The sequence below is a fragment of the Streptomyces sp. NRRL F-5135 genome (assembly GCF_000719775.1).
GTDB lineage: Bacteria > Actinomycetota > Actinomycetes > Streptomycetales > Streptomycetaceae > Streptomyces > Streptomyces hebeiensis.
Map to the genome: position 1 here is coordinate 347,703 of NZ_JOHR01000005.1, position 20,525 is coordinate 368,227.

A 20,525-nucleotide genomic window follows, 5' to 3' on the forward strand; every position below is an offset into this window, starting at 1 on the left:
CCCCCTCGGTCCCCGGGCGGCGCGTCCGGACTGACCTCCGGCCGCGTCCGAGGGTTCGTGCCCGCGGCTTCCTCCGGTCGGGGTTCGCCAGCGCTTACAGCCGGGCGAGGATCTTCTCGATGACCATCGCCACACCGTCCTCGTTGTTTTCGGCCGTCCGGCCGGAGGCGGCGGCCAGGACGTCCGGATGGGCGTTTCCCATCGCGTACGACGTGCCCGCCCAGGTCAGCATCTCCAGATCGTTCGGCATGTCCCCGAAGGCCACGACCTCGTCGGCGGAGATGCCGCGCTCGGCACAGCAGAGCGCGAGCGTGCTCGCCTTGCTGACCCCGGGGCCGCTGACCTCCAGCAGGGCCGTGGGGCTGGAACGGGTGATGGAGACCCGGTCCCCCATCGCCGCTCTGGCCAGCGCGAGAAAACCGTCCGGGGTCAGCGTCGAGTGGTGGGCGAGCAGCTTGACCAGCGGGGCGGCGGCGTCCTCGTCCGTCCCGCCCAGGAGCTTCTCCGCGGCGGCGACGGTGGCACCCGGATCCTTGTGGAACGGCGGGTACCCGGGCTCGTAGTGGATTCCGGTGGTCAGCTCCACGGCGAAGGCCGTCCCCGGAGCGGCCTCGCGTAGTGTCGTCACGGCGTCCAGGGCCGTCGGGCGGGGCAGCGGGCGGACCCGTACCAGCTCGCCGCCGGCGTGCAGATCGACGACGGCCGCGCCGTTCGCGCAGATGGCCAGGCCATGACCGTGCACATGGTCGCTGACGACGTCCATCCAGCGGGCCGGGCGGCCGGTGACGAAGAAGACCTCGATGCCCGCGTCCTCGGCGGCGGCGAGCGCGGCGATCGTACGGTCGGATACGGACTTGTCGTCCCGCAGCAGGGTGCCGTCCAGATCGGTGGCGATCAGCCGGGGCCGGGCGGGAAGCGGTGAGCCGGAGGATCCGGACGAACCGGCGGGACCGGAAGTGGCACCGGCACCGGAAGTGGCACCGGCCCCGGAGGCGGCGAGAGGCGCGGGAGAGCCGGGAGAACCAGAGGAGTCGGAAGAGCTGGGGGGGCCGGGGGAGCCAGGAGAGCCGGAGGAGTCGGAGGTCACCTCGTCATTCTCGCGTATGAATACGCACGGTTGTACGGAGGGGAGGCGGAGGGGGAGCGTCCGGAGGGCGGCCCGAGCAGGTGTGAGCAGTGCGTACGGGCCGGACACAGGTGCCTCCCCCGGGTCTCCGGGCAGGCCGCCGGATCATGATCGAGCCGGGGCACGACCCGTTGCCTCGGTACCGTCCGAGACGCTGAGCGCGATATTCGCCGTTCAGCCGAGTTGGGCGGCGGCCTCGGCGGCGATCGACTCGAAGACGGACTGGTCGGCGGCGAAGTCGGAATCCGGGATCGGCCAGTGGAGCACGATCTCGGTGAAGCCGATCTCCTGATGGCGGCCGGCGAAGTCGACGAACGCGTCCACCGACTCCAGCAGGCCGCTCCGCTCAGGGGTGAAGCCGGTCAGCAGGATCTTGTCCATCTCCGCGACGTCCCGGCCGATTTCCGTGCAGGCCTTGTCGAGCTTCCCGATCTGGCCGCGCAGCGCCTCGATCGACTGCTCCGGAGTGCCCTCCTCGTACAGTTTCGGGTCACCCGTCGTCACCCAGGCCTGCCCGTGCCGCGCCGCCAGCCGCAGACCGCGCGGTCCGGTCGCGGCGACGGCGAAGGGCAGCCGGGGGCGCTGCACGCAGCCGGGGATGTTCCTGGCCTCGTCAGCGGAGTAATGGGTGCCCCGGTGAGTGACCGCGTCCTCGGTGAGCAGCTGGTCCAGCAGGGGCACGAACTCGGCGAACCGGTCGGCGCGCTCCCGCGGCGTCCACGCCTCCTGGCCGAGCGCGGTGGCGTCGAAGCCGTTGCCGCCCGCTCCGACGCCGAGGGTGATCCGGCCGCCCGAGATGTCGTCGAGCGAGATCAGCTCTTTGGCCAGTGTCACGGGGTGCCTGAAATTCGGCGACGTGACGAGGGTGCCCAAGCGGAGCCGGTCGGTCGCCGTGGCGGCGGCGGTGAGGGTGGGCAGGGCGCCGAACCAGGGGCCCTCGCGGAAGGACCGCCAGGTCAGGTGGTCGTAGGTGTACGCGGTGTGGAAGCCGAGTTCCTCGGCTCGCCGCCACTTCGCGCGACCCCCCTCGTGCCAGCGGTCGGCGGGGAGGATCACGGTGCTCAGGCGCGGACTCATGGTGCCGAGCCTACGTCCGCGGACACGTCCACCTCCTCACGAGGGCTCCGTGGGCGAGGGCTCCGTGGAGGAGGCTTCCCACCTCGGTCGTGGCGAGCGTGTGGGCGGGTCCGGCCGGGCTGTCATCGGCCAATTGGTCAGCAACGTGTGCCCACGGGTTTAGTCCACAGTCAAAGCTGTTTATCCACAGACTATTTGGCGATTCTGTGGACAGCGGCCGTCCTCTTTGGTGAAGTCTGGGGCTTGAGTCCTTTTTGTCTGTGGGGTGGGATGGCCTTTTTCAACACCCTCTTGCGCATCTCTTCGCACGTCATGCCCCTCGCGCCAACGATTTTCAGCCAGCGCGAGGGGATGCGGCGGGTCGGGCGGTCGGCGGTCGGGCGGACGCCCCTACGGGTCCGTACGCCTGGAGTCTGACACGGATCCAGCCGCCTGGTCTGACGCTCGTTGTGTCCCGCACCACTACCGTCGAACCGTGACTGTGATCGCGACAGAAGGCCTGAGCAAGAGGTTCCCCCGGGTGACCGCGCTTGACCGGCTCTCCCTCGACATCGGACCGGGAGTGACCGGTCTGGTGGGTGCCAACGGAGCCGGCAAGTCCACCATGATCAAGATCCTGCTGGGTCTGTCCCCCGCCACGGAAGGCCGGGCTTCGGTGCTCGGGCTCGATGTCGCCACCAGCGGTGGTGCCATCCGTGAGCGGGTTGGGTACATGCCCGAGCATGACTGTCTGCCGCCGGACGTGTCGGCCACCGAACTGGTCGTCCACATGGCGCGCATGTCCGGACTCCCGCCGACCGCGGCCCGCGAGCGGACCGCCGACACGCTGCGGCACGTCGGTCTCTACGAGGAGCGTTACCGCCCCATCGGGGGCTACTCGACCGGCATGAAGCAGCGCGTCAAGCTGGCCCAGGCGCTGGTCCACGATCCCCAACTGGTGTTCCTCGACGAACCGACCAACGGCCTCGACCCCGTCGGCCGCGACGAGATGCTGGGCCTGATCCGCCGGGTCTACACGGACTTCGGTATCTCCGTCCTGGTCACCTCGCACCTGCTGGGCGAGTTGGAACGCACCTGTGACCACGTCGTCGTCATCGACGGCGGAACGCTTCTGCGCTCCAGTTCCACCAGTGATTTCACGCAGACCACCACGACCCTCGCGGTCGAGGTCACCGACACGGACGCGACGCCCGACGGCACGCGCGCCCTGGTCGACGCCCTCACCGCGGCGGGAATCACCCCGCACGCGGGTACGGAGGAGGGGCTGCCGGGCGCGGGCCACATCCTGCTGATCGAGGCGACGGGGGACGAGACGTACGACGTCGTCCGCGACACCGTCGCGGGCCTGGGCCTCGGTCTCGTACGGATGGAACAGCGCCGCCACCACATCGCGGAGGTCTTCCGCCCGCAGGAGGCCGCGGGGGCCAAGGGGCCAGCGGGGGGCGTGGGTCCCACGACAGCCGCGGGGACAACGGGGGCCACAGGACCCTCGGGATCCGCGGCACCTGGAGCCGTGGGGGCTGGAACCACCGCGCAGGCGCAGCACGCACCTCGGAAGGGAGGCGCCCGGAATGAGCACTGACAGGACGAGCCCCGGACACGGTGGGCCCGCCGGCCCCGCCGCCATCGGCACTGACACGCCCGCGGGCGCTTCCGGACCGGCCACGGGCGCCGGGCCGCGCGGTGACACCCGGATCCACAACATCGGATACCGCGGTTACGACGGTGCGCGCCTCGGCCGCGCCTACGCCCGCCGCTCCCTCTACACGCAGTCCCTGCGCGGCTCCTACGGTCTCGGCCGCTCGGGCAAGTCCAAGGTCCTGCCGATGATCCTCTTCGCGGTGATGTGCCTGCCCGCGGCGATCATCGTCGCCGTCGCGGTCGCGACCGACCTGAAGGACCTGCCCCTCGACTACACACGCTACGCGATCTTCACCCAGGCCGTCATCGGTCTCTACCTGGCCGCGCAGGCGCCGCAGTCCGTCTCCCGCGACCTGCGCTTCAAGACCGTACCGCTGTATTTCTCCCGCCCGATCGAGCGCGTCGACTACGTCCTCGCGAAGTACGGCGCGATGGCCTCGGCCCTCTTCCTGCTGACCGGGGTACCGCTCGTGATCCTCTACGTCGGCTCTCTGCTGGCCGAGATGGACTTCGCCGAGCAGACCAAGGGCTTCGGGCAGGGGCTGGTCTCCGTGGCGCTCCTCTCCGTCCTCTTCGGCGGGATCGGCCTCGTCCTGGCCGCCCTCACCCCGCGCCGTGGGTTCGGCGTCGCCGGCGTCATCGCCACGCTGACCATCTCGTACGGGGCCGTCTCCACCCTCCAGGCCATCGCCTGGGGATCCGGCTCTCCCGCGGCCGTCAAGTGGATCGGCCTCTTCTCGCCGATCACGCTCATCGACGGCGTACAGACCGCCTTCCTGGGGGCGTCCTCGTCCTTCCCGGGCGAACTGGGCCCCTCGGCCGGTGCGGGCGTCGTCTATCTGCTGGTCGTCCTCGCGCTGGTCCTCGGCTCGTACGCCGTCCTCATGCGCCGTTACCGGAAGGTCGGGCTGTGACCACCCTCAACATCGAGCACACGTCGCGCTGGTTCGGCAACGTGGTGGCGGTCAACGACGTCACCATGTCGATCGGCCCCGGAGTCACCGGCCTGCTGGGCCCCAACGGTGCCGGCAAGTCGACCCTCATCAACATGATGGGCGGCTTCCTCGCCCCCTCCACCGGCTCCGTCACCCTCGACGGGCAGCGGATCTGGCGCAACGAGTCCGTCTACCGCCAGATCGGCATCGTGCCGGAGCGGGAGGCGATGTACGACTTCCTCACCGGGCTCGAGTTCGTCGTCGCCAACGCCGAACTCCACGGCCTCGGCGCGAAGGCGGCCCGCACGGCGCTCGCCACGGTCGAGATGGAGTACGCGCAGGACCGCAAGATCGGTACGTACAGCAAGGGCATGCGCCAGCGCGTCAAGATGGCGTCCGCGCTGGTCCACGACCCGTCCGTGCTGCTGCTGGACGAGCCGTTCAACGGCATGGACCCGCGCCAGCGCATGCAGTTGATGGATCTGCTGCGGCGTATGGGCGCCACGGGCCGCACGGTCCTGTTCTCCTCGCACATCCTGGAGGAGGTCGAGCAACTGGCCTCGCACATCGAGGTGATCGTCGCCGGCCGCCACGCCGCGTCCGGTGACTTCCGCAAGATCCGCCGCCTGATGACCGACCGGCCGCACCGCTACCTCGTACGCTCCAGCGACGATCGCGCCCTCGCCGCCGCGCTGATCGCCGACCCGTCGACGGCCGGTATCGAGGTCGATGTGGCGGAGGGGGCCCTGCGCGTCCAGGCGGTGGACTTCGGCCGGTTCACCGAGCTGCTGCCGCGCGTCGCGCGTGAGCACTCCATCCGGCTGTTCACGGTCTCTCCCTCGGACGAGTCCCTCGAATCGGTCTTCTCGTACCTCGTAGCGGCCTGAGCGGCCTGAAAGGAGCTGTGCCGTCATGTACAACCCCACAGTCGCCCGGCTCACCTACCGGGCCCTGCTCGGCAGGCGCCGGGCCGCGCTGCTCTTCGTCCTGCCCGGACTGCTGATCCTCCTCGCGACGGCCGTCCGGGTCCTGAACGGCGCGGACGACCAGATCGCCGCGGACGTGCTGGGCGGTTTCGCGCTCGCGACGATGGTGCCGCTGATCGGAGTGATCGCGGGGACCGGAGCCATCGGCCCCGAGATCGACGACGGTTCGATCGTCTATCTGCTGTCGAAGCCGGTGAAACGGCCGACCATCATCATGACGAAGCTGATCGTGGCGATCTCCGTGACCATGATGTTCTCGGCGCTCCCCACCTTCGTCGCCGGGTTCATTCTGAACGGAAACGGCCAGCAGCTCGCGATCTCCTACACCGTTGCCGCGCTGGTCGCGTCCATCGCGTACAGCGCGCTGTTCCTGCTGTTCGGTACGGTCAGCCGGCACGCGGTGGTCATAGGCCTGGTCTACGCGCTGGTCTGGGAAACCCTCTTCGGCAGCCTGGTGGCGGGGGCGCGGACGCTCAGCGTTCAGCAGTGGGCGCTGGCGGTCGCCCAGAAGGTCGGTGACGGATCCATGGTCACGTCGGACGTCGGACTGACCCTGGCCATCAGCCTGCTGGTGGGTGTCACGGTGGTCGCGACCTGGTACGCGGGACAGAAGCTCAGGACGCTGACGCTCGCCGGCGAGGAGTGAGGGCGGGACGTAACGGGCGCGTGCTCGCGCTCTCCTGGAGTCCGCTGTACGGCAACCCCTGCCCATCGGGCGGGGGTTGCCGCCGGAATGCCGCGTAACTGTACGTTTATCGGCTCGTTGTTCCTGTCGCGTGGAGGCAACTGGATTTCGTTACGTCGAGCGTTCGTGAAGCTGAGGATTGCCGGTGCCGCACCACCGGTCATGGAGTGAGCAGACACCGTGAGCCGACCTCCGCCCCTGAAGCCCGGGGAGAGGGCCGTTCATCGTCGGCTTCACACAGGAAAGGCGGATTCATGCCACCGGAAGGTGCTCTGCTCGAATCGCGCTCGATGCGGGACAGTGTCATGGGGCGGGTCGACGCCCTCGACAAGGTCAAGGCGCTCGTCATGCTCCCCGACGGCATCCACGTCCGTTCAGAGGACGTGGCCCGCTACTTCGAAGTATCCACAGGCGTCATCAGGCAGTTGACAGCCAGGCATCGTGCCGAGCTCACTGCCAACGGGATGCGCGTGCTGCGAGGCTCTGACCTGCGGCGTTTTCATAGTGACATGGTGTCACTATGGGCCGACGGCAAGCAGGACAGTTATCCACAGGCCGCCACGCAGCTCACGCTGCACCGGATGTCCTGTCGGCTCGACACCTTGGACCGGCGGCTCGATGCCACCAACCGGGTGGTCGCGGCCATCGGCAACCGGCTGTGCGAGATGTCCGACGACATCAAGCGGGTGGACGCCAGGGTGGATGACGTCGCCCACCAGCTGAGGGACTTGCGCCGGAACCGCAAGCGCCGCTGATCCGTTCCGGCGGGCCCGTGGCAGTCCCGTGCCCTCCTCGCGGCGCGTGCGGCGCGTGCGGCGCGTGGCCGGGCCGGCGTGGGCCCGCCGGATTCAGGTACCGATATTCGGTGGCGCGGCACCCGCGCTCCCGGCACAGTGGTGGTGTCACGGAACACCACGGACCGGGGGTGGAGCTTCGGCGGCGACCGGTACGGCCGCGCCTACGGGCTCCCAGCAGGACAGCGTCGCCGCAGGCACCGGAGTGGCCGTCAACCACTCCGCGCAGCCGCCGGCGCACCGTCCAGGGGCGGCCGCTTCGAGCGCGCGTCAGCGCGGGCCGCCCCTCCCCGAGCTTTCAGCGGGCCAGCAGCTTCTCCAGCACCACCGCGATGCCGTCGTCCTCGTTCGAGGCCGTGACCTCGTCAGCCACGGCCCTCAGCTCCTCGTGAGCGTTCGCCATCGCCACGCCGTGCCGCGCCCAGCCGAACATCGGTATGTCGTTCGGCATGTCGCCGAAGGCGATCGTGTCCGCCGCCTTCACCCCCAGCCGCCGAGCGGCCAGCGAGAGCCCCGTGGCCTTGCTCAGTCCGAGCGGCAGGATCTCCACCACCCCGGCCCCGGCCATCACCACGTTCACCAGGGAGCCGACCGTCGCCCGGGCCGCTTCCGCCAGTTCGTCGTCGCCCAGTTCGGGATGCTGGATGTAGACCTTGTTCAGCGGCGCCGACCACAGTTCCGCCGGCTCGCGGACGGCCACCGTCGGCAGCTGCTTCTCCAGCAGCCGGTAGTCGGAGGTGACCAGCACCTCGCCATCCAGTCCGTCCCGGCTGACGGCGAGTGCCAGCGGGCCGACCTCGGCCTCGATCTTGGCGACCGCCAGCGCCGCCAGCTGCCGGTCCAGCGTCACCGACGTCAGCAGCCGCCGCTCGCCGGCGTGGTACACCTGCGCGCCCTGCCCGCACACCGCGATGCCGTCGTAGCCCAGATCGTCCAGGATGTGCCGGGTCCAGAGCACGCCCCGGCCGGTGACGACGATATGGACCGCGCCCGCCGCGGTGGCGGCGGCGAGGGCGTCGCGGGTGCGCGCGGAGACCGTGTGGTCGTCACGCAGCAGCGTGCCGTCGAGGTCGGTCGCGACGAGCCGGTACGGAAACGAGGGCGCCGGCGGCGCGGCGGCGGGGTCCGTGTTCACGCGGCGCCCGGCTCCAGCACCTCACGGCCGCCCAGGTACGGGCGGAGCGCCTCGGGGACCACCACCGAGCCGTCGGCCCGCTGGTGGTTCTCCAGGAGGGCCACGATCGTGCGCGGTACGGCGCACAGCGTGCCGTTCAGCGTCGCCAGCGGCCTGACCTGCTTGCCGTCCCGCATCCGGATGGAGAGCCGGCGGGCCTGGAAGCCGTCACAGTTGGACGCGGACGTCAGCTCGCGGTACTTGCCCTGGGTCGGGATCCACGCCTCGCAGTCGAACTTCCGCGAGGCCGACGCCCCCAGGTCGCCGGTTGCCACGTCGATCACCCGGAAAGGCAGCCCCAGGCTGGTCAGCCACTGCTTCTCCCACTCCAGCAGCCGCCGGTGCTCGGCCTCCGCGTCCGCCGGGTCGACGTACGAGAACATCTCGACCTTGTCGAACTGGTGGACCCGGAAGATGCCCCGAGTGTCCTTGCCGTACGTACCGGCCTCGCGGCGGAAGCAGGGCGAGAAGCCCGCGTACCGCAGGGGCAGCTTGTCGGCCTCGATGATCTCGTCCATGTGGTACGCGGCGAGCGGTACCTCCGAGGTGCCGACGAGGTAGTAGCCGTCCTTCTCCAGGTGGTACACGTTCTCCGCGGCCTGGCCGAGGAACCCGGTGCCCTCCATGGCCTGCGGGCGCACCAGAGCCGGCGTGAGCATGGGGATGAAGCCGGCCTCGGTGGCCTGCGCGATCGCCGCGTTGACGAGGGCGAGCTCCAGCAGTGCGCCGATCCCCGTCAGGTAGTAGAAGCGCGAACCGGACACCTTCGCGCCGCGCTCCACGTCGATGGCGCGCAGGGCCTCGCCCAGCTCCAGATGGTCCTTGGGCTCGAAGCCCTCGGCCGCGAAGTCGCGGATGACGCCGTGCGTCTCCAGGACGGCGAAGTCCTCCTCGCCGCCCACCGGTACGTCGCCGTGCACGAGGTTGCCGAGCTGGAGGAGCAGTCGCCTGGTCTCCTCGTCGGCCTCGTGCTGCTCGGCGTCGGCGGCCCTGACGTCGGCCTTCAGCTGCTCCGCCTTGCTGAGCAGTTCCGCCTTCTCCTCCGGGGAGGCCTTGGGGATCAGCTTGCCGAGCGACTTCTGCTCGGAACGCAGTTCGTCGAACCGGACGCCGGACGACCTGCGCCGCTCGTCGGCGGAGAGCAGGGCGTCGACGAGCCCGACGTCCTCTCCACGGGCACGCTGGGAGGCGCGGACACGGTCGGGGTCCTCACGGAGCAGGCGAAGGTCAATCACCCCACCAGGCTACCGGTGCGATCCGACAGGCCCCCACTCGATATCTACGGGCGCGCCCTGTTGCCCGAAATGCCGCAATTGAGAAACTCGTCGGGAAGTTTCGTGCTCGTCGTCCGCCGTTCGTCAACAAAATAGCCTCCATTCCCCGTAACGAGGCATTTCCATGCTTGGTCGTTGACTCACCGCCCCTGCGGACAAGGGGACTTGGGGGACCAGGGTCCCGTGTCTTGTCCACAGAAATGCACAGGGGAGGCGAAGTTATCCACAGGCTGTGTGGGATATCTGTGGATCACTGAATTGATCGTTTTCACGGCGCGCGCGAATCGGATGATTCTTCTCTCAAGCCGTCAATGCGCACTCATTCGGGTGGGAATTACTCGCTCTGACGAGTTGGCCGAGCATCTTCGTCTGACGTGAGGCGGGAGCTCTCGCAGGGGAGGAGGTGAGGCGAGCGAGGGGATTTGTCGATTTTGCCGTCCCCTGTTATCGACTTGTCCCCAGCTTCCAGGGCCCTCCTGTGGATAACTTTGCGGTACATCCACAGGGGCGGGCCCCGCCCTCGGCTCCGGCAGGCCGCCGCCCCGTCGGCCGCCTGCCGCCGGCCTGCCCGCCGCCGATCGGTTCGCTCAGACGCGTCCGTCCTGGCTGCGCGACAGCCAGTCGGCAGCCTCGATGAAGTCCGCGTCCGACGTACCCGCGCGCAGCGCCGGTACATCCGCCGCCGACATCCCCGCGCGCGGGTACGAACCGAGGAACCGCACCTTGGGACAGATCCGCTTCAGGCCCATCAGGGCCTCGCCCACCCGCCGGTCCGAGATGTGGCCCTCGGCGTCCACGGCGAAGCAGTAGTTGCCGATGCCGGCGCCGGTCGGCCGCGACTGGATCAGCATCAGGTTGACGCCGCGCACGGCGAACTCCTGGAGCAGTTCGAGCAGCGCGCCCGGTTGGTCCTCGCCCAGCCAGATGACCACGGACGTCTTGTCCGCGCCCGTCGGGGCCGCGGGGCGGGCCGGCCGGCCCACCAGGACGAAGCGCGTCTCCGCGTTCTCGGCGTCGTGGATCTCCGTGACCAGGGGTTCGAGACCGTACGTCGCCGCCGCGAACTCGCCCGCGAACGCCGCGTCGAACCGGCCCTCCTGCACCAGCCGCGCCCCGTCCGCGTTCGACGCGGCGGACTCCCACAGGGCGTGCGGCAGATGGGTGCGCAGCCAGTTGCGCACCTGCGGCTGGGCGACGGGGTGACCGGTCACCGTCTTCACGTCGGTCAGCCGCGTGCCCGGCCGCACGAGCAGGGCGAACGCGATCGGCAGCAGCACCTCGCGGTAGATCGTCAGCGGTTCGCCGGAGGCCAGTTCGTCGAGCGTCGCGGTGACTCCGCCTTCCACCGAGTTCTCGATCGGTACGAGGGCGGCCGCCGCCTCCCCGTTCCGTACGGCGTCGAGCGCCGCCGGCACGGAGACCATCGGGACGAGTTCCCGCGTGGCGGCTTCGGGGAGCGAACGGAGGGCGGCTTCCGTGAAGGTGCCCTCGGGGCCGAGGTAGGTGTAGCGCGTGGCCGACATACGGTCACCCTAATGGGCTGAGCCGCCCCTCGCGCGGCCCTCGCGAACCCGCAGGTCAGGACAGTCGGGCGGCGGCCCGGGCACCCTGTTGGACCCCGACTCGGGCACTCGGGCGGCGGCCCGGGACCCGGGCCGCCCGCGTCACGACTCCAGCAGCCGCTGGCCCACGTACTCCCCTTCCGCCGCACCGCCGGGCACCGCGAACAGCCCGCTCGCCTCGTGGCGTATGAACGCCGAAAGCGCGTCGCCGCGGTCGAGCTTGCGCTGTACGGGTACGAATCCCCTGAGCGGGTCGGCCTGCCAGCAGATGAAGAGCAGCCCGGCGTCCGGCGTCCCGTCCGCGCCGATGCCGTCATGGAAGGAGAAGGGGCGGCGCAGCATGGCGGCCCCGGCGTTCGCCTCGGGAGCCGAGATCCTCGCGTGCGCGTTGGAGGGGATGACGAGGTTGCCGTCGGGCCCCCGCTTGTCCAGGTCCGGTTCCGTGGTCTCCGTACCGCCCGTGAGGGGGGCGCCGTCCGACTTGCGCCGCCCGATGACCAGCTCCTGCTTGTGGAGCGAGAGCTTCTCCCAGTCGTCCAGCAGCATGCGGATCCGCCGTACGACGGCATAGGAGCCACCCGCCATCCAGGCGGGAGTGCCGGCCGCCGGCGGAGTGGGGACGAAGATCTTCCGGGCGAAGTCCGGCTCCGACGGTTTGGGGTTCTTGGTGCCGTCGATCTGCCCCATGAGGTTGCGGCTGGTGATGGGATGGGCGGCCGCGCCGGGAGAACGGTTGAAGCCGTTCATCTGCCAGCGCACCCGCGCGGTCGTGCCCGCCTCCTTCTGGAGGGCGCGCAGGGCGTGGAAGGCGACGAGCGCGTCGTCGGAGCCGATCTGGACCCAGAGGTCGCCGTCGCTGCGGCCGGGGTCGAGGTGGTCGGAGGAGAAAGGGGGAAGCGGGTCCAGTGCCGCGGGGCGCTGCTCGCCCAGCCCGGTCCGGTCGAAGAAGGTGCGGCCGAAGCCGAAGGTCACCGTCAGGGAGGAGGGGCCGGCGTCCAGCGCGACGCCGGTGTCGTGGCCGCCGCCCGTGGCCGGTTCGCCGGCCATCAAGGCCCGTGCGGTCGCCGACCAGCGGCGCAGCAGCGCCGCGGCTTCCTTGCGCCGCGCGCCCGGGGCCAGGTCGAAGGCGATCAGGTGACCCCGGGCGTGGGCCGGGGTGGTGATGCCGGGCTGGTGCGTGCCGTGGAAGGGGACCGCGTTCGTGCCGACGGTGGTCAGCGCGGTCGCTTCCTCCGGCCGTGCCGACGCGTACCCCGCCGCCCCGCCCGCCGTGCCGAGCGCCAGGCCGGTGGCGCCCGCGACACCCGCGGTGCCGAGCAGCCGCCGCCGCGAGATGCCGGTGGAGGGTGCGCGCGCGGAGTCCGTCCCCTCCTCGGCCGGACGAGTGGTGCGGACGCCGGGTCGGTCGTCGTGTTCCTGTCTGGTCTTGCTCACGGGATCAGCCGATCTTCACGTTCTTCTCGACGGTGGTCTGGTCGATGTCGGAGGTCCGTACGGTCACCTGGAGCCGCCAGTCACCGGGCATCGGGAGCAGAACGGGGTCCGCGGTCCAGCGCCCCGGGGCGGCCCGTTCCGGAACGATCGGCAGCGGACCGATCTTCTTGGCGGTGAGGGTGAAGGCGACCCTGACCTCGGGGGTGTCCAGCGGCTTCCCGTCGGGGCCGTCGGTGAGCACCTTCATCACGTTGGGGCCGGAGGTGGCCGGGTCGAGAGTGAGCCGGATGGTGCCCTTGCCGTTCGGCCCGCCGGTGTCGAAGGGGAGGCGTACGTCGAGGGGACCCTGGTTCGCCACGGCGGCCGTGCCACCGTCTGCCGCGCCGGCCGCCTCGCGCTCGGCGGTACGACCCGGCTCGGTGCCGGTCAGACCGGTCGTGACGGCGAGAAGCACGACCGCGACGCCGGCTTCGGCCAGTACGGAACGACGCAGTCCGGTACGGCCGGGGTCGGCATCACGCATCCGCTTCTGGCGTGCGGACGCCAACGCGGCTTCCTGGCGGGCGAGCTGGGTAGCTCTATCACTGTCAGTGACGACGGTCGTGGTGGCGGTGGTGGTGGTCTCGGGGCCGGTCTCCTTCCCGGCTCCGGCTTCCCGCCCGCCGTCCTCCGCGGCCCCGTCCTCCGCCTTCGCCGACGGCTCCCCGAGCCGCCCCGTCCAGCGCCGTGAGAACCAGGCGATCCCGACCAGGAGAGCCACGAGTACGACCTTGACCAACAGGAGCTGTCCGTATGACGTATTCCAGAGCGCCGACCAGGACCCGACCTGACGCCAGGACTGGTAGAGCCCGGTCACAGCGAGCACGACCACGCTGATGAAGGCGACGCGGGAGAAACGCCGCACCGCCGCGCCCTCGATGAAGGGCGCCCGGTAGAGCGAGACGAGCAGTGCGGTCAGCCCGCCCAGCCAGGCCGCCACCGCCAGCAGGTGCAGGACGTCCACCGGCATGGCGAGAGCGGGCTGGAGGCCGGTCGAAGCGTGCTCGGCGAGCGCCCAGGTGCCCGCTATACCGGCCGCGACGACCGTGCCGCCCAGGGCCAGCCCGAGGGTGAGGTCGCCCGCCTCCTTGCGTTCCGACTCGTCCTGGGATTCGCCTCGCTTGGCGTACGCGCCGAACAGGACGGCGACGAACAGCGCGGCGGCGCCGAGGAGCAGCAGCCGCGAGACGAGCGCCGCACCCGTCTTGGTGGTCAGGACGTCCTGGAGGCCCGCGAGGTCGAAGGCGTCGCCCAGCTTGCCCGAGTTGGTGTAGGGGTTGCGCAGCAGGAGCAGGACGAGCGTGCCACCGGTGAGAGCCAGCCAGCCCTGGACGACCAGCCGTTGCAGGGGTCGTACGGACGCGCCGCGCCGCCAGCAGCCGAGGACGAAGGCGGCACCGCCGACAAGGAGGACGAAGCCCGCGTACGAGACGTAGCGCGCGATGTCGTAGAGAGCGCCGACGAGACCACCGCCCGCCTGCTCGGTGGGCACGGGCGCGGCTGTCTTCGACGGAGCGCCGATGGAGAAGGTGAAGGCGCCGGAGACGGGATGGCTGTCGGCCGAGACGGCGCGCCAGGCGACGGTGTAGGTGCCGTCGGACAGCCCGGAGCGCAGGTCGACGGCGTACCGGACGGTCGCACCGTCGCTCAGGTCACGGATCTTCGCGGCGTCGACCCGCTTGCTGTCCGGATCGAGGACCCGGATCGAGTCGTCGCCCATGGCGACCTGTTCGGAGAAGGTGAGGGTGATGTCCTTGGGCGCGGTGGCCACCACCGCCCCGTCGGCGGGAGTGCTCCCGGTCAGCGCGGCATGTGCGGACGCCGTGCCGGAGAGTGCGGTGAAGACGGTGCCGAACAGCACCGTGGCGACGAGCAGCAGCCGCGTCAGTGACGCGGTTCCCGAGCGCGGGGCGATGGCTGTCATGGTGTGTCAGTCCCTCGGTGGATTCCCTGGGTACCGGGCCGGTGCCTCTCGTCCGGATCGGGCCGGGCTCATGAGTCCCGCCGCCGCGCCTCGACGGCCGGGGGAGGCGCCTGCCTCTGCCCGCGGGCAGGCACCGCGGGCACCGCTCACTGAGCCGGCCCGAGCCGGACGAAAGACCAAGGGCCCTAGTGCCGGGCCGGGTTGTAGTTGATCGGCTTCACGGGGAGATCGACCTTCATGGGGGCGGTCTTCTCGAAGTGGAGCTCGACGCGGACTTTCTGTCCTTCCTCGGGCTGTCGTTTGAGACTCATGAACATGATGTGGTTTCCGCCGCGTTCGAGGTTCAGCTCGCCGCCGGCGGGGATGTCGAGGGACGTCACCTTCGTCATCTTCTGGTTCTCCGTCTTGTGGATGGTGACGTCGTCGGAGAGATCGCTGGTGACGGAGGTGAGCTTGTCGGCCGTGCCACCGCTGTTGGTGATGACGATGAAGCCCGCGGCGAGGTCGCCGACCGGTTTCGGCACGTAGCCGTCCGCCGCCGTCAGCTGTGGCTCGCTGCCGGGGGAGGCGGACGAGCCGTCGGAGGGAGACGGACTCGATGAACGGGGGGTGGGACCGGAGGAGCAACCGGCCAGCGTCAGCGTGGCGGTGAGGCCGGCCGCGGCGAGGGCGAGAGAGGTGCGACGGTTCACGGGTTCTCGCCCTTGATGAGCTTGGGCAGGTCCTTGGCGTAGTCGTCGGGCGAGGTGTCCTCGCCGTACAGGACGTATCCGTCGTCGGTCTTCGGCGAGAAGGCGATGACCTGGGCGCCGTGCATCGAGACGACGGTGCCGTCCTTCTCCTTCCGGGGCGGGTCGATGCCGATGCCGAGCTGACGCGCGCCCGCCTGGATGGTGGGGAAGTCACCGGTGAGTCCGATGAAGGACATGTCGCCCGCGCTGGGCAGCCACTTGGCGAGTTCCGCGGAGGTGTCCCGTTCAGGGTCGGTGGTGACGAAGACGACCTGGAGCTTGTCCTGGTCGGCCTTGGGGAGGGACTTCCTGGCGATCGCGATATTGCTCATCGTCAGCGGGCAGACGTCCGGGCAGTTGGTGTAGCCGAAGTAGATCAGGGTCGGCTTGCCCTTGGTCTCCTCGCGGAGGTCGAAGGTCCTGCCCCGGGTGTCCTTGAGGACGAGGTTCGGCTTCGTGAAGGGCCTGTCGAGCACGGTCGCCGCTTTGGTCGTGCCCTGGGTGGCGATGTCGGCCACCGGCTTGTCCGCCGAGCCGGAGCTGTCGCCACCGCCACAAGCGGTCAGGGTGAGGGCGGCCGACACGGCGAAAGCGGCGGCGGCCATCAGGGTCTTCTTGTGCATGGGGTATTTCCTGGGTGTCGAGTACGGGCACGAGGGGCGCGGGGCCGGGGATCAACTGCTCCGCGCGCCCCTGGTGCGAGGTGCCTGGTGGCGCGTCAGGAGGTACGGCGGCGGCCCGCCAGGACGCCGAAGGCCACTCCCGCGACACCGACCACGATGCCGACGATGCCGAGCACCCGGGCGGTGGTGTCGCCGTCGGAGCCCGACGCGTTCTCGCTCTTCGTGTCGGCGCTGCCGGAGTCGCCCGTCCCGGAGCCGTCCTGGGCCGACGCGGTCCCGTCGGCGGAACCGCCGTGCTCGTCGTCGGTGGCCGCGCTGAGCTTCAGGACGGGCGCGGGGCTCTCCGGCTCGTCGGCGCCCTCCTTGGGCTCCTCGATCCAGCGGACGACCTCGTTGTCGGAGTACGTCTGGAGGGCCTTGAAGACCAGTTGGTCGGCGTCCTCGGGGAGCTGCCCGATCGACAGCGGGAACTGCTGGAACTGCCCGGACGGGATGCCCTTGTCCTCTCCTGTGCCGTTCGCGGTCCAGGTGACCTTGGAGACGGCTTCCTTGATGGTGTTGCCGTGCGACGTGAGCGGCTTGGCGAGCTTGCTCTTGGTGACGTCGATCTTCCAGCCGGGCACGGGCTGCGGCAGGACGGACGCCAGCGGATGGTCGGTCGGGAAGTTGACCTCGACCTTGGTGGTGGAGGCGTCGTCGCGCTCGTTGGGGACCTTGAAGCTGACCGTGGCGAACCCGCCCTTGGCGGCCTCGCCCTGCGGTTGCACGCTGACGTGTGCGGCAGCGGGGCCCGCCAGCAGCAGCAGGGCGGTCGCGGCGCCACCCCCGGCGACGCAGAGACGGACGACGTTTCTGGACGAGAGCGACGAGCGCGACGAGCGCGACGAGCGCGACGAGAGCGACGCGGAAAACGAGGTCGACGACGGGAACACAGCACACTCCACGGTGTGAGGAGAAAAGTGATCAGTACGAACGGCCAGGGGCCGGAACGGGCCCCAAGACCCGCCGTGGCGCGGTTGCGCGACGGCAGCGCGACATGGAGTCCCCGTACGTCCGTGCGGGGCGGGTCGCGTCAGGCTGCGAGAGACAGCGTGTGCGCGCCCGGGGGGCCGCGCCTGATCACGGTGTGCTGGAGCGCCTCACCGGACGGTGTCGGCGGGGTGGTGCACGGGGTGTACGCGGCCCGGGCCCCGGGCGCGGGCACCCCGGGCAGCCCGGCGCCCAACGCCCGTACGAGGGAGAGGGCGGCCCGCAGGGCGCGCAGCGGCGCACCGTCGGTGACCTCACCGATACCGGGCACGGAGAGCTGGGCGAGCCGCAGCAGCGCGAGGTCCCCCCGGCGCAGCAGCCAGCCGGTCGCCAGTGCGGCCAGCAGGTGCGCGAGCACCATGGGGAGCGAGGGCAGCAGCCCGTCCGGGGCGAGAGCACCCGAGGCGGAGGAGGCGGAGAGCAGGTGCTGGTGCGCTTGGTGGGCCTGATCGGCCCCACCGCCCGCCGCCGCCCCCGCTCGCACGGTGGCCGGGCTGATCCCCGCGTCGGCGACGATCCGGGCCGCGTCGGCGGGGCTGAGCGAGGTGGAACCGCCTCCGCAGAGCAGCTTCGCGGCCGTCCTGATCAGCGCGTCATCACTGCCGCGAGGGATGGTGAGGTGCCGCTGGCCCAGTCCGAACACCGTATGCAGGGCCAGTTGCCCGGCGGTCAACGCGGCGACGACCGTCGCCGTCGACCGCGGTCGTCCGGCGAGTGGAGCGACGAGCACGAACGTCCCGAGGAAACCCAGTACCAGGCTCCAGCCGGAAACGGGGGCGCAGGCCGCCACCACATGCCCCAGAGCCGACAGCACGACACAGACCGCGGTGAACACCGCGGCCCTCAGCAGCCGCGGAGCGGCTCCAGCGCGTACGTCGACAGGCTCGGACATGGCGGGCTCATCATCGCACTGCGGCCCACGGCCCCGTAGGGCAGGTCCGGAAGGTCACGCTCTGTCCGGAACGGGATCGCTTCCGAAGGTTCCGGACGGGACGGCCGAGGACCCGGATGGGACAGCTCCGGAAGGGGCTCTCAGGAGAGGGGCCGCGCCGGAGGGGCCCGCCGGCCCCGCTCCGTTCCGGAGGCCGCTCGTCCGCTCCGGCCGGGCCGCTTCGGACCGCACCCGTATTGACGTGCCCCTATACACCGCTCCGCGTCGTACACGCGTCCGCCGAATGAGGGGCGTCACGTTAATCGCGTGCTTACACCCGGGGGCGGGGGGCAATACGTATCGGTATGTCGAGCCGGGCCCAGGAGGCTGGAGCATGAGCATCTGGTGGTCACTCCACTTGCGGAGGGAAGCCGCGAGCGTTCCGCTCGCCCGGCGCCTTCTGCTCGGCGCCATGGACACCGCCGGAGTCGACCCGGACGTCTCCTTCGACCTCTCGGTGGCGCTCACCGAGGCCTGTGCGAACGCCGTCGAGCACGGCGGAGGGGGCGCGGTGGCAACCGCCGCGACCGCGGGAGCGGGAGCCACCGGAGGTTCGGGAAACGGCGCTCCCGCGGTCACGACAGCGATCGTCGATTCGGCGCGAACGATCGATTCGTCGGGAACCATCGACTCGTCGGATGAGATGTCCGGTGGACCGGCGGGTGAAGTGACCGGTGGATACCGCGTGACCGCCTATCTGGACGGCGAACGATGCCGTATCGAGGTCGCCGACATGGGACCCGGCTTCCCCGCACGGCGCGTGCTCCGCCCCACGCTTCCCGAGCCCGCCCCGACCGCCGAGAACGGCCGGGGACTACGGCTGATCGAGCAGCTCGCCGACCACGTCCACTTCCGTAACGGGCCGGGCCACGGCGCGGTGGTCAGCTTTGACAAGATTCTCAAGTGGCGGGAGGACGCCCTGCTCAGAGCCATGTGAGCGGGAGCGGAGCGCCCTCCTCGGTCTACCGCCTCAGCCCTGCCTGAGCTTCGGCTCAACCCTGCCTCAGCTCTGCATGAGCGTGGCCATCCACGCCTCGACCTCGTCGGACCGGCGCGGCAGCCCCGCCGACAGGTTCCTGTTCCCGTCCTCCGTGACCAGGATGTCGTCCTCGATCCGGACGCCGATCCCCCGGTACTCCTCCGGAACGGTCAGATCATCGGCCTGGAAGTAGAGACCCGGCTCGACCGTCAGGCACATGCCGGGCTCCAGCGTCCCGTCCACGTACGCCTCCCTGCGGGCCGCCGCGCAGTCATGGACGTCCAGGCCCAGCATGTGGCCCGTGCCGTGCAGGGTCCAGCGGCGCTGGAGCCCCAGCGCCAGGACCTTCTCGACCGGCCCCTCCAGCAGCCCCCACTCGACGAGCTTCTCGGCGAGGACCCGCTGGGCCGCGTCGTGGAAGTCGCGGTACTTCGCGCCGGGCTTCACCGCCGCGATACCGGCCTCCTGCGCCTCGTACACCGCGTCGTAGATCTTCCGCTGCAGCTCGCTGTAGCGGCCGTTGACCGGCAGCGTGCGCGTGACGTCGGCGGTGTAGAGGGTGTGCGTCTCCACTCCGGCATCGAGCAGCAGCAGGTCGCCGGAGCGCACGTCGCCGTCGTTGCGCACCCAGTGCAGGGTGGTGGCGTGCGGCCCCGCCGCGCAGATCGAGCCGTAACCGATGTCGTTGCCCTCCACGCGGGCGCGCAGGAAGAACGTTCCCTCGATGTAGCGCTCGCTGGTCGCCTCCGCCTTGTCGAGCACCTTCACGACGTCCTCGAAGCCGCGCACCGTGGAGTCCACGGCCTTCTGGAGCTCCCCGACCTCGAAGGCGTCCTTCACGGCGCGGGCCTCGGACAGGTGGACGCGCAGTTCCTCGTCGCGCTCGGCGGTGACCTTGTCGGTCAGCGCGGCCTCGATGCCGGCGTCGTGCCCCCGTACGGCGCGGACCGGGCCCGTGGCCTCCTTGAGGGCGGCCGGGAGCTTCCGTACGTCCTTGGCGGGCAGGCCCAGCAGCTGTTCGGCCTCGGCGAGGGAGTGCCGGCGCCCGACCCACAGCTCGCCCTGGCCGCTGAGCCAGAACTCGCCGTTCTCCCGGTCGGAGCGCGGCAGCAGATGGATCGTCGCCTCGTGCCCCCCGGTTTTCGGTTCCAGTACGAGGACGCCGTCCTGGGTCTGGTCACCGGTGAGGTACACGTACTCCGTCGAGGCACGGAACGGGTACTCCGTGTCATTGGAGCGCGTTTTCAGATTGCCCGCGGGGATCACCAGGCGCTCACCGGGGAAGCGCGCGGAGAGCGCGGCCCGGCGCGCGGCGGTCTCGGCCGCCTGCGGGATCGGCGCCAAGCCGTGCAGCTCGGTGTCGGCCCAGCCGGACTTCATGTTCTGTGCGAGCTCGTCGGACACTCCGGGGTACAAACCGTTTTTCCTCGTCTTGATCGGTTCCGCCGCTGTTTCCTGAGTCTCCGTGTCCGGGGCCGCCGGGGTGTCCGGGGGCTCCGGGATGAGCTCATCAGCCACTGCTTCTCCTCGTGGGCTACGACTTCCGGGCCACCGGCCCGCTGGGCCGCCGGCCGGTCTTTC

General features: G+C 70.5%; 18 protein-coding genes. 6 read left to right on the forward strand and 12 right to left on the reverse strand.

Annotation, left to right across the window (positions count from 1 at the left end; translation table 11 throughout):
* Window positions 1-94 precede the first annotated feature (94 nt).
* Window positions 95-898: a Cof-type HAD-IIB family hydrolase gene (locus IG02_RS0110370; RefSeq protein ID WP_051764798.1), complete on the reverse strand. Its 804-nt coding sequence runs from the start codon at window positions 896-898 to the stop codon at window positions 95-97.
* A gap of 402 nt (window positions 899-1,300) precedes the next feature.
* Window positions 1,301-2,203: an LLM class flavin-dependent oxidoreductase gene (locus IG02_RS0110375; RefSeq protein ID WP_030744555.1), complete on the reverse strand. Its 903-nt coding sequence runs from the start codon at window positions 2,201-2,203 to the stop codon at window positions 1,301-1,303.
* A gap of 481 nt (window positions 2,204-2,684) precedes the next feature.
* Here IG02_RS0110375 and IG02_RS0110380 point away from each other — a divergent pair, with 481 nt between their 5' ends.
* From IG02_RS0110380 to IG02_RS0110400, 5 genes are all read left to right on the forward strand, one after another.
* Window positions 2,685-3,785 carry an ABC transporter ATP-binding protein gene (locus tag IG02_RS0110380; RefSeq protein WP_078854354.1) on the forward strand — a complete coding sequence of 367 codons (1,101 nt, stop codon included), beginning with the start codon at window positions 2,685-2,687 and terminating at the stop codon, window positions 3,783-3,785.
* Entirely contained in the window at window positions 3,775-4,758 is a 984-nt protein-coding gene (locus tag IG02_RS0110385) for an ABC transporter permease (protein ID WP_234314685.1), read from the forward strand. Before IG02_RS0110380 ends, IG02_RS0110385 begins: the two co-directional genes overlap by 11 nt.
* The gene (locus tag IG02_RS0110390) at window positions 4,755-5,666 is read left to right on the forward strand and encodes an ABC transporter ATP-binding protein (protein ID WP_030744561.1); all 912 of its coding nucleotides are present in this window, start codon (window positions 4,755-4,757) and stop codon (window positions 5,664-5,666) included. Before IG02_RS0110385 ends, IG02_RS0110390 begins: the two co-directional genes overlap by 4 nt.
* A gap of 25 nt (window positions 5,667-5,691) precedes the next feature.
* Window positions 5,692-6,411 carry an ABC transporter permease gene (locus tag IG02_RS0110395; RefSeq protein WP_030744563.1) on the forward strand — a complete coding sequence of 240 codons (720 nt, stop codon included), beginning with the start codon at window positions 5,692-5,694 and terminating at the stop codon, window positions 6,409-6,411.
* Between the two features lie 293 nt (window positions 6,412-6,704).
* On the forward strand, window positions 6,705-7,205 hold the full coding sequence (locus tag IG02_RS0110400; RefSeq protein ID WP_030744565.1) for a hypothetical protein: 501 nt from the start codon (window positions 6,705-6,707) through the stop codon (window positions 7,203-7,205).
* Window positions 7,206-7,542: 337 nt separating this feature from the next.
* Here IG02_RS0110400 and IG02_RS0110405 read toward each other — a convergent pair whose 3' ends face one another.
* From IG02_RS0110405 to IG02_RS0110445, 9 genes are all read right to left on the reverse strand, one after another.
* Window positions 7,543-8,379 carry an HAD family hydrolase gene (locus tag IG02_RS0110405; RefSeq protein ID WP_037802659.1) on the reverse strand — a complete coding sequence of 279 codons (837 nt, stop codon included), beginning with the start codon at window positions 8,377-8,379 and terminating at the stop codon, window positions 7,543-7,545.
* Window positions 8,376-9,653: a serine--tRNA ligase gene (gene serS, locus IG02_RS0110410; protein WP_030744568.1), complete on the reverse strand. Its 1,278-nt coding sequence runs from the start codon at window positions 9,651-9,653 to the stop codon at window positions 8,376-8,378. The genes IG02_RS0110405 and serS overlap by 4 nt, the downstream gene beginning before the upstream one ends.
* A 626-nt stretch (window positions 9,654-10,279) precedes the next feature.
* On the reverse strand, window positions 10,280-11,215 hold the full coding sequence (gene pheA / locus IG02_RS0110415) for a prephenate dehydratase (RefSeq protein ID WP_030744570.1): 936 nt from the start codon (window positions 11,213-11,215) through the stop codon (window positions 10,280-10,282).
* A gap of 141 nt (window positions 11,216-11,356) precedes the next feature.
* Window positions 11,357-12,688 carry an iron uptake transporter deferrochelatase/peroxidase subunit gene (gene efeB, locus IG02_RS0110420; protein ID WP_030744573.1) on the reverse strand — a complete coding sequence of 444 codons (1,332 nt, stop codon included), beginning with the start codon at window positions 12,686-12,688 and terminating at the stop codon, window positions 11,357-11,359.
* Between the two features lie 4 nt (window positions 12,689-12,692).
* Window positions 12,693-14,651 (reverse strand): copper resistance protein CopC, encoded by a 1,959-nt coding sequence (locus tag IG02_RS0110425; RefSeq protein WP_030744575.1) that lies wholly within the window; start codon window positions 14,649-14,651, stop codon window positions 12,693-12,695.
* Window positions 14,652-14,836: 185 nt separating this feature from the next.
* The gene (locus IG02_RS0110430) at window positions 14,837-15,343 is read right to left on the reverse strand and encodes a copper chaperone PCu(A)C (protein ID WP_030744577.1); all 507 of its coding nucleotides are present in this window, start codon (window positions 15,341-15,343) and stop codon (window positions 14,837-14,839) included.
* The gene (locus IG02_RS0110435) at window positions 15,340-16,005 is read right to left on the reverse strand and encodes an SCO family protein (RefSeq protein WP_030744579.1); all 666 of its coding nucleotides are present in this window, start codon (window positions 16,003-16,005) and stop codon (window positions 15,340-15,342) included. Before IG02_RS0110435 ends, IG02_RS0110430 begins: the two co-directional genes overlap by 4 nt.
* A gap of 95 nt (window positions 16,006-16,100) precedes the next feature.
* Complete coding sequence (locus tag IG02_RS0110440) at window positions 16,101-16,811, reverse strand: YcnI family protein (protein ID WP_051764807.1); 711 nt, start codon at window positions 16,809-16,811, stop codon at window positions 16,101-16,103.
* A 266-nt stretch (window positions 16,812-17,077) separates the two neighbouring features.
* Window positions 17,078-17,926: a hypothetical protein gene (locus IG02_RS0110445; protein WP_030744583.1), complete on the reverse strand. Its 849-nt coding sequence runs from the start codon at window positions 17,924-17,926 to the stop codon at window positions 17,078-17,080.
* A 373-nt stretch (window positions 17,927-18,299) separates the two neighbouring features.
* Between IG02_RS0110445 and IG02_RS0110450 the strand changes: the two genes are divergently transcribed.
* Window positions 18,300-18,902, forward strand: coding sequence for an ATP-binding protein (locus IG02_RS0110450; protein ID WP_030744585.1), 603 nt, complete (start codon window positions 18,300-18,302; stop codon window positions 18,900-18,902).
* Window positions 18,903-18,968: 66 nt separating this feature from the next.
* Here the strand turns inward: IG02_RS0110450 and IG02_RS0110455 are convergent, their stop codons facing one another.
* Window positions 18,969-20,462 carry an aminopeptidase P family protein gene (locus IG02_RS0110455; protein WP_030744587.1) on the reverse strand — a complete coding sequence of 498 codons (1,494 nt, stop codon included), beginning with the start codon at window positions 20,460-20,462 and terminating at the stop codon, window positions 18,969-18,971.
* Window positions 20,463-20,525: the final 63 nt, after the last annotated feature.

What these genes read in the sequence shown, in the direction of transcription:
- pheA (WP_030744570.1), bottom strand. Translation starts at nt 11,215, where the DNA reads ATGTCGGCCACGCGCTACACCTACCTCGGCCCCGAGGGCACCTTCACG.
- IG02_RS0110425 (WP_030744575.1), bottom strand. Translation starts at nt 14,651, where the DNA reads ATGACAGCCATCGCCCCGCGCTCGGGAACCGCGTCACTGACGCGGCTG.
- IG02_RS0110385 (WP_234314685.1), top strand. Translation starts at nt 3,775, where the DNA reads ATGAGCACTGACAGGACGAGCCCCGGACACGGTGGGCCCGCCGGCCCC.
- IG02_RS0110400 (WP_030744565.1), top strand. Translation starts at nt 6,705, where the DNA reads ATGCCACCGGAAGGTGCTCTGCTCGAATCGCGCTCGATGCGGGACAGT.
- IG02_RS0110395 (WP_030744563.1), top strand. Translation starts at nt 5,692, where the DNA reads ATGTACAACCCCACAGTCGCCCGGCTCACCTACCGGGCCCTGCTCGGC.
- IG02_RS0110435 (WP_030744579.1), bottom strand. Translation starts at nt 16,005, where the DNA reads ATGCACAAGAAGACCCTGATGGCCGCCGCCGCTTTCGCCGTGTCGGCC.
- IG02_RS0110445 (WP_030744583.1), bottom strand. Translation starts at nt 17,926, where the DNA reads ATGTCCGAGCCTGTCGACGTACGCGCTGGAGCCGCTCCGCGGCTGCTG.
- IG02_RS0110375 (WP_030744555.1), bottom strand. Translation starts at nt 2,203, where the DNA reads ATGAGTCCGCGCCTGAGCACCGTGATCCTCCCCGCCGACCGCTGGCAC.
- IG02_RS0110450 (WP_030744585.1), top strand. Translation starts at nt 18,300, where the DNA reads ATGAGCATCTGGTGGTCACTCCACTTGCGGAGGGAAGCCGCGAGCGTT.